Source organism: Stenotrophomonas sp. LMG 10879 (assembly GCF_002750935.1).
Taxonomy (GTDB): Bacteria; Pseudomonadota; Gammaproteobacteria; order Xanthomonadales; family Xanthomonadaceae; genus Stenotrophomonas; species Stenotrophomonas lactitubi_B.
Genome location: NZ_PEJT01000009.1, coordinates 57948 through 70387, shown reverse-complemented (window position 1 = coordinate 70387; position 12440 = coordinate 57948). Strand labels below are relative to the sequence as shown.

Genomic DNA, 12440 nt, shown 5'->3' with positions numbered 1-12440 from the left:
CTCATGCTGCAACTGCCATGTCGAAGGACTCCCGGTCGAGATTGGCCTCGGCCAGAGCACGCAGTGACGGTGGGCTGACGCTGTTGCTGACCATGCGCACGGCGGCGCTGGTGCTGAGCGGGGTGCCGTTGGCCGTGCGATCGACGATGTGGCCGGCGGGGAAGCCCTGCGCACGGTAAAGCTCGTGCGGCTTGAGCATTCGCAGACCGATATCCACTATCACGTAGGGCGTGCCTTTGATGACCACGGTGACCAGCGCCAAGCGATCACGGGTGATGACGGTATCCACCGGCTCGTACGCCTCGGCCATCAGGGCGACGAGGCGCTCCTGCCATTCCAGCGGCATGGACTGGAGCGTTCTGCGAGGAACGACCAGGTATGCGGCGCGGGTCAGACCGAAGGCATTCCACACGGGGCCATCGGAGTAGTCGGACTGGATCGGCTCGGCTTGATCCATTGCAGCGGTGAGCAGCTGGTCAACCATGGCCTATCTCCGTGCGGCGTAGCGTCATGGCAAAATGCCGAGAAGCCAGCAAAGGACTAAGGCAATGAGCGTGGTGGTCGAAATTGGAAGGGCAGCTAGCTGGAACTGGGACGCAATTTCTGCGGTTGCCACCGCGGCTGCTGTCATCGTCGCCCTCTTTGTCGGCATTGCTCCAGTAAAAAGGGAGCGCAGGCGAAGAAAGAAGCAGACTTTGGTATACGCGAAGATTGTGGCCGACGGTCTTACTCTTCAAGAAGTGTATCTTCGAACCGCAATGCGAATTCCAGGCAAGGCTACCGGCGAGGCGTCTGCTTGGGAGTTTGAAGAGATCTGCGAACTTATGAAGGTACTGGACGCTAAACCGGTAGCCGAATTGGTCGCGTTCAGTTCGGACCTTCCAGGGTACGTTGGCGATGCAATCGCAGAATGTGCTGCTCACCTCAGCTATGCGCAGTTGAGAAGACCGCATATCTCGCAGATGGATGTGCGTCAGGTGTATGACGTTGGCTCCGAAGTGGATTGGTATGGAGAGGTGGCGGACAAGATTCTCAGCCTGAGGAAGGTCCTTCACTTGTGGATCGGCAGTGAGCCACAAGACATTTCGAAGCACATTGATCGATATGTTGTTGATGGACGCTCTCGCGCCAGTCGGAATCAGCGAGTTTGGTTGAGAGAACAGATCGAGCGGTCGACCATGTCCAACGAGAAGACCTAGCTGCCTCATTCACCCACCGCCTGGCTGTCGATCAGGGCGCGAAACTCGGCGATGACGTCGGCGGCGATACGCTCGACGTAGACGCGCTCATGCTTCTTCACGTGTTCATGCCGGCCGCTGAGCATGTTGCCGGCCACGTAGTCGGCAGCGCAGGCAGCAACGAACTGCATCACGGTGCGGTCGCCCATGGCACCCCAGAACCCGCACCATGCCTGTCCGTAGCATGTGACCACGATGCGGCCACGGCCCAGCTCGTAGTCCTGCACGAACACGTTGATTGGATCGAGGTTGTTGCGACGAGGAATCTCGATGAGCCGGATGCCATGGGGCAACTGCGCCAGGTCCACGGCCTGCGCGGGCGGGGCGGCGTAGAGCGGCTTGGTGAACTGTCCGTCGCGCGTGAGGCGTGCCGGCAAGTAGGCGCCGCCGTCTCCAGGCACGCGGTCCTTGTGAGCCGCCAGCTGGCCGGGACTGACCCAGATCGCCGGCTGCCCCACCGGCTGGCGGGCGGCAAGGGCTGCTTCCAGTGCGGCATAAGTGGCCTCCGAAATCTCGCCGTGGTAGTCGCCGCTATCAACGTCGCTCAGCACGCGGCGCGCAGCATCAGCCAGCGCATTCTGACCACCCGGGGAGGGCTGAGCGGAGAGGGCGGCTTGCCAGACCTGCCATGCCGTTCCTGCCATGAGACCCATGAAAGGGTTGCCCCTGAGAAACGCATCAAATCGCGCGCGCTCCGACGTGGGCAACTGCACGGATCCGCCGTGCTTCACAGTCGCCAGGGTGGCGGGGGTCTTGTCGGTGGTCATGCGTGGTGCTCCTTGCGTTCGGTGATGGCGCGAACGCTGTGCGCGGCCAGGCTTTCCCAGCGCTCGGCTTCGCCAAGGTAGTGCGCTGCGCGGGACTGCCGCTCGGCTTCGGTGAACTGCACGTCGTGCAGCGCGTGGTCTGCGGCCGCGCGGTTGGCGGCGGCCATTCGGGCTGGGTCGTGATCGAAGATGTCGAGCTGGTTACGCATGGCAAGCGTCCGGCTGCATGGTCATGGCAGAATGCCGGCCAGTCCACAGGGGGATTAGGGAATGAGCTGGTGGAATGCCTTCAGCACATGCTGGACGCCTGGTCAGCACGGGTGCGTGGTCTGGTGGGAAGCTTGGGCTGTGGTGGTAGCTTTTACGGCCGTTGTCGCAACCGTTTTCCTCGGTTTGATGACCTTGGGTCTCGGATTGGCTGCAAACAAGGGCAGTGCTGCGGCTCTCCGAATCGCTTCCGAGGAAGCAAAATCGCGCGAAATCATTGCCATAGACGAACGACACATGCTGCTCATGTGGATAGGCAGCGAGATCACGCTGGTAGACGAGCAGTTGCTTTACTTGACTAACAAGATGGCAGAGCCCTTTGCCAAGGCCCATTTCGGAATGGATGTGCCATTCCGTATGACCATTGCGGACGGCATAGATGCTATTGAGTTCGTTACCACCAAGTCCCGCGATGAGCGACTGCATGTACTTGGCCATCCCCTGGCTGGTCGACTTGCCCGTGCGATTGGTCTGTGTGAGTTGATCAAAAGCGGATGCCGCCACGCTTGCCTTACCACGCCTGAGGCAGCCGCTGACGCCTGGGAAAAGTTGGATCGAGTAATACCGATGCTGCGATCCGACATTGAGTTCGTGAAGTTGGCTTGCTTCCAAGCAGCTAAGGAAATTGGGATTACGGGTAACGCCTTTGATCCAGCTACTCTGAAAGAAGGGACGTACATCGCCACTTGAGGCGTCCATTGCAAAGAGGCGCAAGGCGGACGCACGACTGTTCGTCCCTTGCCCCAGGGAGGCCAGGAATTGCGGGCTGCGGCAGGGAGGATCGTCTCGGTTCGCAGTTTGATTGAAGTTGTCGAGCTGGCTACGCACGCTGGACTCCTGGGATGAATTGCCGCCTGGTGGAACCCGGCCGGCGCGGGTTCCCTGCGCTACAGGTGGAGAGCGCAGGGCAGGGGATCAGTGGGTGTCGTCTGCGGGCATCGGCGCGCGCTGTCGCTCTTCCGCGCGCTGCCGCATTTCCTCGCAGAAGGCGGGCCAGTTGCGTACCAGGTCGCGCACGCCGCACCAAGCGAAGTAGGCGATGCCTGCTGCGCACGGTAGGAGGAACGAAGCGGCGCCGGTGTAGATGGCGCGCGCGAGCAGCGCCAGCAGCAGTGCGACGATGACGGCGCAGTAGAAGGGCAGGGCCAGGTGGCGCATCAGGCTGCTCCGCCTTGGGCGCGCGCTGCGTTGCGGACGGCGGCGACGGCGCCTGCAGCGCTCTGGCCGTGCCGCAGGACGGCATTGGCGGCGATGCTGGCAGCGACGACGACTTGGTAGGGGAGAAGGCCCCAGCGGCGCCCAGCTCGGGCGACGATGCCTGCGGCGGCAGCGGCGCGCTGTGCCTGGGAGTGGTTGGCGATGACGGCGATCATGCGGTGGCGTCCTGGCCTTCGCCGCGCAGCTGCTGGGCAGCGGCGATCAGGGCGCGCGCTGCAGCGGTTGCCTCGTCGGCGGTGTAGTAGATCCGGGCGGCGCCGAAGTTCTGGACGACCTTCCCGCTGACCGTGTCAGCCTTGGCGGTGCCGGGGGCGGTTTCGGTGTTTAGGGCCAGAGTGGCCATAGTTGATCTCCTGCGCGGCCCCGAATTGGGTGCAATGAAAGCGCGACCAAAGATTAGGACTAGCTAATATTTTGGGCAATAGGAGAGGCTAACTTGTTTATGAACGGACCGGTCGATCCGTTCATGTACCACGGTGGAAGAAGTCGTGAGCTTTTGCTACAACAGATCCGTGGCCAAACAAACCTTGCCGACAATTGAAAGTAAACGTGCGCTGTAGCGGTGGTCTCTGACACTCCTCATTAGGTAGTGGCGGACCAGCCGCCGCCCCCGCGCCTCTGTCAAGAGGTGCCACTACCAATGATTAGGGCTATACCAATGGAACCACCAATTGATTTCTACGCACCATATCAACTGCCCAACGGCTCTCTTGTCTACGGCGCGGCGGCTGCAGCCTGCCGGATGAGAGACGCAGGCGGCTACAACCAGTTCGCCTACGAAATGGTGATGGCCGGTATCAAGATTGGCTACGCAAACGCGTTGCGCCGGGCCCGCTAGCGCGGGTCACTCCAAGTGGGCGCGCTTTTGCGCGCCCGCTTTCTCGCGCAGGGTCTGTCCGGAGCGAGGGTTAGAAGTTCAATTTGCTACGGAATTGTTAGAACTTCCGTAACCCGGCGTGGATTAATGCCTTGCCAAGTATGCTCAAGTCGCCAACGTCTGGTCGGTAGGCCGGGAAATCGGTGTTGACGCTTACCACATACAAGCCATCGCCTCGTTTTTGCAGCATCTTGATCTGCGTCTCTCCGCCGATGTTGATCAGGTAGTAGTCGTCGCCGTCGAAGTAGTCGCAGCTTGCATCGATCCAGACGATGTCCCCGTCCTCCAGCTTGGGCCGCATCGATGGCCCGCGGCCGGTGATGATCTGTATCCGACCAGGCTGGGGCAGGTAGCCGAGCTTCCTGCGCACTTCCCATTCGGCGACCTCGATGGTCTTTACTACCTCCGGGTAGTCGTGGTTGACCATCCCTGTACCCATCCCCGCGCCCCCTTCAAACAAGTCGAAGCGAACATAGCCGGGAGGCGTCTCAATCTCTCGGATTGAGGACCATTCTTCTGGATCCGTGCCCGACAGCATCTGTCCTTTGCCCGTAGCCAGCCAAGCCTCGCTTACGCCCAGCGCCTTGGCCGCCGCTAAGAGATTCTCCCCTCTTAGAAACTTAGCTTTGCCACTGAACCAGCCGTTGACGCTGGGGGCAGAAATGCCGACCCGGCGGGCAAGCTCCGCTTTGGTGATTTTGGCGCGCTCGATAGCGAGCGTGAGACGTTCGGCGAGGGTGGTCATTAGGAAAGGCTAACCGATAATAAGTTAGGACTGGCTATTGACGCGGTAATTAGCTAGTCCTAACATTCGCTGGATGGAGAACCTTACTGCTTCCGAGATCATTGATCGCTTGGGCGGCACGGCCGAGGTGGCGCGAATTTGCCATATCAAGCCCCCTTCCGTGAGCGAATTGCGTTCCAGCGGGATCCCGCCTGCTCGCAGGCAGTTTCTTGAGCTGCTCAGCCCGGAAGCCTTCGTCACTTCGAGCGAAGCTGTCGACGGGCACGTTTCGGACAAACGCATAAGCAAGCGCGCGCTGCGTACCAAGCTGGGCCTGAGCACCGACAAGCAGCTGGCCAAGGTGCTGCAGCTGCCGGTGGAGCAGGTGAGCGCTTGGGCAGATGAGGGCATGGTCCCAGCCTTGCCACAGGTGATGAAGCTGCTTGGGCTTACCGAGCAGCAGGAGCCGGCCAAGCCGGCAAACGACGACCCCGATGCAGACCGCATCGCCCCAATTGAGGTGGCCTGAAATGCTCGTGTCCGACAAGTGGAACCCTCGGCTCTGGCTGAGGGCTTGGCTCTTGGCTCCGTCAAAGACTGAGGCCGTGCAGGCAGCACGAATCCGCGCCGGAGTCGAGGCTGCCTGCGCGGCTTGGCAATCAAAACGCGGCGCTATCAGTTCTCGGGTGCGTCTGACTGACGAAAGTTCGCGATGAACTCTTCGATCTCCCCGAGCTCCTCCAGCGCGATCTCCAGACCTGCCTTGAATTTCAAGCGCGTCGGGTCCTCCGCACTCACGTCGTCTGGCGTGCGCGCATTCCCTAGCACCGTCATCAAATCCCGTGCGCGATTTGCGACCAGCGCTGCGTGGATCCCTCGAACGTACTTCTCCATGTCGCCCTCCTTGCGGGCTGTGTTGTTGGCACATCCAGCGTAGCGCAAGGAGGGCGACGCCCGTCGTCCGTGAGTTGTTGATCTCCATGGCGCCCATCGTGCGCCGCCCCTGAGAGCCTGTCATGAAGCCCAAGCCCCATTTCCTGCCCAAGCGCCAGACGGTGATCTACGGATTTACCGAGCAGATGCTGCGCGATACCGGCTCCAGGCCGGCCGCTGGGCGCGCGAGTCGTGCCGGGGTCGGGAGTCGGCTCCGCGCTAGGAGATAGGCCAGGACGGTGTGAGGCGCCGCCGGCGCTGGCAGGCCGGATGGGACAGGCGGGACCAGGAGCTGAGCGCGGGACGGCGCACCACGACGAGGAAGAAGCGCTGATGTGGTCGAAGGCCCCGCCGCCGACGAAGGAAGAGTCGATCCGGATCGAGCTGGCAAAGACCGGGCCGTGCATGGCCTGCCTGGCACTGCTGGAGCAGCAACTGCTGGAAGCGGAGCTGGTGATTTACGGCTGCGACTACAACCACGCCAAAAGCGGCAACCGGCGGCGCGGCCACTTCTTCGGCTTCGCGCTCTGTGTATGGCACCACCGCCGCATACCGATGGAGGGGAACACCTTCGCATCGATGCGGCAGATCTACGGCCCGAGCCTGATGGATGGCTCGCGCACCTTCCACGAGACGTACGGCTCCGACGACGAGCTGATTGCAAACCAGACCTACATCAACGAACTGAGGGCGGCAGCATGAAGACAACGAAGAAAATGGCGCCGAAGTTGAACCCTCAAGTCGCGCCGAGGGAACGGCGGATTGACCACAGCACGGTGTCCCGGCCCAAACGATCGAAGGGCAGGACAGTCGCCCATGGCGCTGCCGAAACGTTGGAGCAGTTCATGGCGCGCGGCGGGCAGGTGCAGCGCTTGACGGCCATTTGGGAGAAGGGATATGCAGCTTGATACGTTTGGAGTCTACGTGCGCGCCGAGCTCGAACACTGGGGGCGGGAGTTCGCTCTCCATCGGGACCGCGATTACCTCGGTCACCATTCGAGGAACATTCTACAGGTCCTGATTGAGCACAATGGCGATCTCGCCGGAAGGCCCAAAGGCAACAAGCCAATCGAGACTGATGCACGCGCGCAAAGGATAGAGGACATCATCACCTCAATTGGTCGAGACAGCATCGCCATCGCGTGTTGTCTGCGCGCATATCACTGTGGTGTAGGTAGACGCAAGGTGGAACGCTTCGAAACAGCACTTGAACTTCTAGCAAACTGCTCCCAAAAGGCTGTATCGAATCGCCAGTATCTAATCTTGGTCGAACTAGGCTTTCAACGGGTGCGAGGGCGCTTGGAAGGCCACGCCCTCGCAGCTTGAAAGATCTCTCTACTTCAGTTCGCGCGAAATGGAGTTCAAGGCACCAATGGTCTGACTGAAAAGATCCTGCGCTTCTTCAAGGGTGTAGAATATTTCAGGGTGCTGGGTCGGATTGCGGAAATTCCTTCGCATCCCATCCAGTAGATCGAGCAACTTGTCCGATGGCTTGGGCTTTCGCTTATCTCTAAGCTCTTTGATCATAGGACCCCACATCGGCTTATCAAGTCGCTTAGTTTTCTTGAAGAAGAAGTACAGCGACTTGACTTGGGCCTCAAGCGCTCGCATTAAATGGAATGCTGCTGCGGTGGACTGAGACAAAGCAATTTGCCTGGCCGCGAGCTTGAAATCCCTCCTTGACGTGGCTGAAAGAGATTCCCATGTGCCTGTACTTAGCAGCCGCTGCGGTGACTCCAAGAGATCATTAATGGCGAAATTCTTCTTGGTCAGAAGGAACGCCTCTCGAAGCTTTAACTCAGCATCAAGGGTTCGGTCCAGCCCATTTATCTCTTTCTTAATTCGTTTTTCCAAGTCGGCACTGATCTCGCCCTCAACCTTCCTGAGTTCTTCTAGAAGTGGCTTCAGATCTTCGGCGGCCTTGAGGGTCACGCTCAATTCCAGTTCAGCTGCTTTTTCGAGGAATTCCTTCAAGGTCTCAATTAAAGCAAGGCGATCACCGTCGCGATAATCGGTGTTCTGGAGATAGTAAAAATTGTATCCAAAGGCATAGTATTGGTAGACGTAGGTTCTAAGCATGGTTCTTCCTTGAGTGTTTCCCTAATCCTAACGGGTTGGTAATTTTCTTTAAACAAGCTTGACCGGTGCACACCTCGGCTGTATATTTTCAGTCACGATGACATAGAAGCCTCCGGTTCCGACCGGGGGTTTTTTTTTGCCCGCTTCCCATCCCGGATCGACCCTTGCCCCCAACCGGTGGCCGGGTAGGGATCCTCAGAGTACAAGCCAATGGCTCGAATCACCCCCCAACAGGCTGGCGGCGTGAACGTCGTGGCCTTCCTCGACATGCTGGCGTGGTCCGAAGGGACGGACAACGGCAAGCAGCCAACCAAAGACCGTGGGTATGACGTCATCGTCGGTGGCCAGTGCTTCACGGGCTACGCCGATCATCCGCGAGTCCTGGTGCCTTTGCCGAAACTGGGTATCCAGTCCACCGCCGCAGGCCGCTACCAGCTGCTGCGCCGCTACTACGACGCCTACCGGAAGACGCTGGGCTTGAAGGACTTCTCGCCGCTGAGCCAAGACTTGATCGCGCTGCAGCAGATCCGAGAGCGCCGCGCGCTGCCGCTGATCCAAGCGGGCAAGATCTCCGAGGCAATCAAAGAGGTGCGCAACATCTGGGCGAGCCTGCCCGGCGCTGGCTACGGCCAGCACGAGCACAAGCTGGCGGATCTGGTGGCGGTGTACCGAAAAGCCGGCGGAACGGTGGCGCCGTGACCGAGCCCGTGAGCACCATGAAAATCATCGTCGGGACCTTCACGGCGGCCGTAGTGGCGCCCGCGACTGCTGATGCGCTGCGTGAGGCCGAGCGCGTCATCCTCGGCGTGCCGCAGTCAGTGCTGTTGGTGGCCATGGCCGGCGCCCTGATCGGTGTCCTGCTGTTGCCGGAGAAAGACGCGGAACGGGTTGCCGCAGACGCCAGCCGCCGGCGCGGTCACCGGCTCCTACAGACCGCCGCGCGCTGGGCCGCCCTCGCTGTTGCGGTCGTGGCCTACGCCATCGTGGCCGCATGGGTCATCGCTGTTGCCGCGTCCATCTGGCCGGCGCTGGCGGGCGCCCCCCAGCTGCCGCTGGCCTTCCTGTCCGGCGTGCTGATCCGCCGGCTGCTGCCCGGCTACGTGCGCATGGCCGCTCGCATCGATGGCAGCACAGACGCTCGCATTGATCGACTGGTCGGGATCATGGAGCAGCAGGGCAAGCAGCTCGCCGAACTGGTGACGCATGTCGGCATGTTGGTGCAGGCGGTCGCGCTCCTGTTGGGAGAGGAGGCGGGTACACCAGTGCAGGACGAAAGCGCTGAGCCCGAGCGTGTCGACTTGGACGGGAACCCGTACTGATGGCAGCAGCGCCTATCAGCGACGGCTGGGGGGTTGCCACGATCGACACCAGCGCCCACACCAGGACGAAGGGCGGGCAGGTCAATACGGTGCCTGGCGCGCTGTACCGCAGGCTGACCTGCAACCTGTCCGGCCGGGCCACGGACGTCGTGCGCGGCGGCGGCTTGAACGGAACGGACTGGGAGACGATCGGCGCGGCGCTGGCAGGCCGTCGCCGCTCCTGTGTTGTTCCGCAGTACCGGGATATTGCGACAAAGGCATTCGATCCGCTGCTGGCGGCCCGGTCAGCGCTCTACGGCTACCCGACGCAGCTACCCACTGCCGAAAACATCAGCCGGCAGTACTTCACTGGCTATATGGAATTTGAAGAAATCCCGCATTGAGCCGATAGCATTGAAATGGCCATCAACAGGGAGCTTTACATGAATGAATCAAATCACCGAGATCTGGTTGCTAGACATCGAATTTGGTCGCGCTATGAGCTCTATTGGAAGAAGTGGCGGCTGTTGATGATACTGGTGGGGTGGTTCCTGTTTTATCTGCTGCTGGTGCTTATCGGACTTTTATCCCCTGGAGCGCGGCGGCTGGCTGAGAGCGTCGCCACAGGTATAATTTCGTATGCCGTAACCTACTTTTCGGTTTTTTTGCTATTGCTATTGGTGATTGGCTCTATGCTCCTCCCTCCTGAAAGGGCGAGCAAAGTTGGAGGCTTTCTGCGATGGGCAGCAAATGGTGCCGCTTTCTCCGCGCTCGGAATGGTCGCCTTTGCGACTGTAGAGGTTCTGGGATCCATAGTGTCCAGCGGGATGGCATGCGTAAGCTTTGTCGGTATTGTCTGGCTATTGCTTATGCCGCTACTGCTGCTTGCGTTTGCGACTCTATCAGTTGTGTTTTTTCCCGCAGCTCGGCGAGTTGGTGCGGGTAACCTGCGCTCCGATTCAGCGCCGCGAATTGCCGCTTGGGTCTTGCTGATTTTAAGTTTTATCTCATTCTTCCTGGCCGGAAATCCGTACGAGATTGCTGGCGTGGATGGCTACAACGATGCGCTGCGATCTCTGGATTGTTTGCCAAAGTAATCGTCGTTCTATTAAGAAAGGGCCCCGCCAGAAGCGGGGCTTTTTCTTTTTTTGGAGAAGCTATGTCGCTTTACACACTCACCGTCGATCTTCTGCTTAAGTCGGGATCGTTCGAACGCGACAGCGGGAAAGCCTCCCGCGTTGTGCGACGTGACATGGCCGCGATCCAGTCGTCCATGTCCGACGCGGCGCGGCGCGGCGCCGATGAGGTCGCGTCCGGCTTTCGTCGCGCTGCGTTCGAGGCTGCAGGACTTACGTCTGCCTTGATGGCTGTCAGGGCCGCAGTTGGCAAGGCCGACGAATGGACGAACCTTAACAACAGGTTGCGGTTGGTTACTCAGGGCCAGACACAGTTCGCTGCCGCGCAGGCTGACGTGATCCGGATCGCAGGGGCTGCGCGACAGCCGTTGGGTGCAACAGCAGAGCTGTATCAGCGCATTGCGATGAATCAGGAGGCGCTGGGCTTGTCCGGCAAGGGCTTGGCCCGGGTAGTCGAAACGATCAGCAAGTCGATGGTGATCAGCGGAAGCACCACCGCAGGAGCTGATGCCGCTCTTGTGCAGCTGGGGCAGGCGTTTGCGTCTGGGACACTTCGAGGGGAAGAGCTGAACTCGGTCATGGAACAGGCGCCCGCGCTGGCTCAGGCTATCGCGAAGGGCTTGAACGTGCCGATCGGTAAGCTCCGGGACTTGGGCGCCGCCGGCCAGTTGTCATCTCAGCAGGTGATCGGTGCACTTCAAAGCCAAGCTGGTGCTGTCGATGAGGCGTTTGGAAAGATGAGCTCCACCGTTGGACAGGCGACGACGCTGTTCAACAACAATTTGCAGGTGATGATTGGCAGGGCTGATGAAGCCACTGGCGCATCAAAGGCGCTCGCGGCGGGCATTGGCGCACTCGGCAGCAACCTTCAGATGGTCGCTGTCGCAGGCGCCGCAGTCGCTGCCGGTCCGCTCACAAAGGCCCTTCTTGCTCGAGTCAGCGCGTCCAACGCAGCGATGGCAGCAGATCGCGCAGCTGCTGCTCAGAATCTTGCCGCTGCGCAGGCGCTGGAACTCCGTACTCGGGCAGCGATGCTCGATACGCAGTCCGAGGTGCGCCGAGCGGCAGTGATCGGAGGAAGCGTATCGATCAGTGCCAAGGCCGCGGCGGCAACGCTTGACCATCGCCAGGCAACGCTGTTGCTGGCGCAGGCGCAAGCTCAGTCGGCGGCCGCCAGTGCGAGCTGGGCCGCGAGGGCTGGAGCATCCACTTTGGCCATGCTGGGCGGCCCCGCCGGCATCGCTACGATGCTGGCAACCGCTGCCGCAGGCTGGCTGATTTTCCGCGACAACACCAACACCGCCTCTGCAGCCCTGATCGACTTCGGCGGTGCTGCAGACACGGCTATCGAGAAGTTCCGGGAGCTTAATCGACAGCAGCAGGCAGGCGAGATCCTGCGTCTGCAGAAGGAGATCGACGCCAACTATCGGACCATCTGCCCAGTTCTTCCTCCGCATCTATGAGTTGGCCCTTCAGGCAAGCTTCCGCGCGGACTTCACGATGGAGCAACTCTCCAGCGAGCTGGGTCTAGTGATTGACCAGCTGTGGCCGAACTACGAGAACGCTGTAGCCGAGGCGGGTCTTCCGCGCGAGCAGCTAGGGACCGAGTTGGTACTTGGGGGCTGGTCGCCCAAGAACGGCCGGATGATGGCCACGGCGTATGCCAAGAGCGACAGTCAGCGCTTAACCGTGGTCCAGCCGATCGTGGGGCAGCTGGCATCGCCTGGCGAGCCGCTGCGAGCCGCTACTCCGAGCATGGTGCAGGCGGATCTGATCGCCCATGCGCGGTTGCAGGCCGGCTACCTCAATGAGCAGATGGGACGGCAAGTGGCTGGAGGGCGGTTGCTGGTGGGGTTCCTGCAGAAGAGCCAAGCCGTCGTGAAGGATCTTGGGGCGATATGAG

General features: G+C 60.6%; 21 protein-coding genes. 12 read left to right on the top strand and 9 right to left on the bottom strand.

What is annotated here, in order from left to right; all coding sequences use genetic code 11:
• Position 1 precedes the first annotated feature (1 nt).
• The gene (locus CR919_RS21380; protein WP_165787276.1) at positions 2–484 is read right to left on the bottom strand and encodes a hypothetical protein; all 483 of its coding nucleotides are present in this window, start codon (positions 482–484) and stop codon (positions 2–4) included.
• 64 nt (positions 485–548) lie between these two features.
• Between CR919_RS21380 and CR919_RS15080 the strand changes: the two genes are divergently transcribed.
• On the top strand, positions 549–1199 hold the full coding sequence (locus CR919_RS15080; RefSeq protein ID WP_099820709.1) for a hypothetical protein: 651 nt from the start codon (positions 549–551) through the stop codon (positions 1197–1199).
• Between the two features lie 5 nt (positions 1200–1204).
• On the opposite strand, the gene CR919_RS15075 is transcribed toward CR919_RS15080, so the two are convergent.
• Both CR919_RS15075 and CR919_RS15070 read right to left on the bottom strand, forming a co-directional pair.
• Complete coding sequence (locus CR919_RS15075; RefSeq protein WP_099820708.1) at positions 1205–2005, bottom strand: hypothetical protein; 801 nt, start codon at positions 2003–2005, stop codon at positions 1205–1207.
• Positions 2002–2214 carry a hypothetical protein gene (locus tag CR919_RS15070; protein WP_099820707.1) on the bottom strand — a complete coding sequence of 71 codons (213 nt, stop codon included), beginning with the start codon at positions 2212–2214 and terminating at the stop codon, positions 2002–2004. The genes CR919_RS15075 and CR919_RS15070 overlap by 4 nt, the downstream gene beginning before the upstream one ends.
• 61 nt (positions 2215–2275) lie before the next feature.
• Between CR919_RS15070 and CR919_RS15065 the strand changes: the two genes are divergently transcribed.
• Positions 2276–2962, top strand: a complete 687-nt coding sequence (locus CR919_RS15065; RefSeq protein WP_099820706.1) for a hypothetical protein — start codon at positions 2276–2278, stop codon at positions 2960–2962.
• Between the two features lie 225 nt (positions 2963–3187).
• Here the strand turns inward: CR919_RS15065 and CR919_RS15060 are convergent, their stop codons facing one another.
• The 4 genes from CR919_RS15060 to CR919_RS15045 form a co-directional block, all read right to left on the bottom strand.
• Entirely contained in the window at positions 3188–3430 is a 243-nt protein-coding gene (locus tag CR919_RS15060) for a hypothetical protein (protein WP_099820705.1), read from the bottom strand.
• On the bottom strand, positions 3430–3645 hold the full coding sequence (locus CR919_RS15055; protein WP_099820704.1) for a hypothetical protein: 216 nt from the start codon (positions 3643–3645) through the stop codon (positions 3430–3432). The genes CR919_RS15060 and CR919_RS15055 overlap by 1 nt, the downstream gene beginning before the upstream one ends.
• Entirely contained in the window at positions 3642–3833 is a 192-nt protein-coding gene (locus CR919_RS15050) for a hypothetical protein (RefSeq protein WP_099820703.1), read from the bottom strand. Before CR919_RS15050 ends, CR919_RS15055 begins: the two co-directional genes overlap by 4 nt.
• A 592-nt stretch (positions 3834–4425) precedes the next feature.
• Positions 4426–5112 carry a S24 family peptidase gene (locus CR919_RS15045; protein ID WP_099820702.1) on the bottom strand — a complete coding sequence of 229 codons (687 nt, stop codon included), beginning with the start codon at positions 5110–5112 and terminating at the stop codon, positions 4426–4428.
• A gap of 73 nt (positions 5113–5185) precedes the next feature.
• Between CR919_RS15045 and CR919_RS15040 the strand changes: the two genes are divergently transcribed.
• The gene (locus CR919_RS15040; RefSeq protein ID WP_099820701.1) at positions 5186–5620 is read left to right on the top strand and encodes a hypothetical protein; all 435 of its coding nucleotides are present in this window, start codon (positions 5186–5188) and stop codon (positions 5618–5620) included.
• Between the two features lie 146 nt (positions 5621–5766).
• Here the strand turns inward: CR919_RS15040 and CR919_RS15035 are convergent, their stop codons facing one another.
• On the bottom strand, positions 5767–5985 hold the full coding sequence (locus CR919_RS15035; protein ID WP_099820700.1) for a hypothetical protein: 219 nt from the start codon (positions 5983–5985) through the stop codon (positions 5767–5769).
• Positions 5986–6357: 372 nt separating this feature from the next.
• Here CR919_RS15035 and CR919_RS15030 point away from each other — a divergent pair, with 372 nt between their 5' ends.
• The 3 genes from CR919_RS15030 to CR919_RS15020 are packed head-to-tail and all read left to right on the top strand — an operon-like array spanning position 6358 to position 7350.
• Positions 6358–6726 (top strand): Ref family recombination enhancement nuclease, encoded by a 369-nt coding sequence (locus CR919_RS15030; protein ID WP_099820699.1) that lies wholly within the window; start codon positions 6358–6360, stop codon positions 6724–6726.
• Positions 6723–6932 (top strand): hypothetical protein, encoded by a 210-nt coding sequence (locus CR919_RS21220; protein ID WP_099820698.1) that lies wholly within the window; start codon positions 6723–6725, stop codon positions 6930–6932. The genes CR919_RS15030 and CR919_RS21220 overlap by 4 nt, the downstream gene beginning before the upstream one ends.
• A complete protein-coding gene (locus CR919_RS15020) occupies positions 6922–7350 on the top strand; it encodes a hypothetical protein (protein WP_099820697.1) in 429 nt (142 codons plus the stop codon). The genes CR919_RS21220 and CR919_RS15020 overlap by 11 nt, the downstream gene beginning before the upstream one ends.
• Positions 7351–7359: 9 nt before the next feature.
• Here CR919_RS15020 and CR919_RS15015 read toward each other — a convergent pair whose 3' ends face one another.
• Positions 7360–8103, bottom strand: coding sequence for a HEPN domain-containing protein (locus tag CR919_RS15015; RefSeq protein ID WP_099820696.1), 744 nt, complete (start codon positions 8101–8103; stop codon positions 7360–7362).
• 210 nt (positions 8104–8313) lie between these two features.
• Here CR919_RS15015 and CR919_RS15010 point away from each other — a divergent pair, with 210 nt between their 5' ends.
• The 6 genes from CR919_RS15010 (at position 8314) to CR919_RS14985 (ending at position 12439) form a co-directional block, all read left to right on the top strand.
• Complete coding sequence (locus tag CR919_RS15010; protein WP_099820695.1) at positions 8314–8802, top strand: glycoside hydrolase family 104 protein; 489 nt, start codon at positions 8314–8316, stop codon at positions 8800–8802.
• A gap of 17 nt (positions 8803–8819) precedes the next feature.
• Entirely contained in the window at positions 8820–9422 is a 603-nt protein-coding gene (locus CR919_RS21375) for a hypothetical protein (RefSeq protein ID WP_243380229.1), read from the top strand.
• The gene (locus tag CR919_RS15000) at positions 9422–9805 is read left to right on the top strand and encodes a hypothetical protein (protein ID WP_243380227.1); all 384 of its coding nucleotides are present in this window, start codon (positions 9422–9424) and stop codon (positions 9803–9805) included. The genes CR919_RS21375 and CR919_RS15000 overlap by 1 nt, the downstream gene beginning before the upstream one ends.
• A gap of 39 nt (positions 9806–9844) precedes the next feature.
• Positions 9845–10498: a hypothetical protein gene (locus tag CR919_RS14995; RefSeq protein WP_133119625.1), complete on the top strand. Its 654-nt coding sequence runs from the start codon at positions 9845–9847 to the stop codon at positions 10496–10498.
• Between the two features lie 62 nt (positions 10499–10560).
• A complete protein-coding gene (locus CR919_RS14990) occupies positions 10561–12000 on the top strand; it encodes a tape measure protein (RefSeq protein ID WP_243380225.1) in 1440 nt (479 codons plus the stop codon).
• 37 nt (positions 12001–12037) lie between these two features.
• Complete coding sequence (locus tag CR919_RS14985; protein WP_133119624.1) at positions 12038–12439, top strand: hypothetical protein; 402 nt, start codon at positions 12038–12040, stop codon at positions 12437–12439.
• The last annotated feature ends 1 nt before the right edge of the window (position 12440 follow it).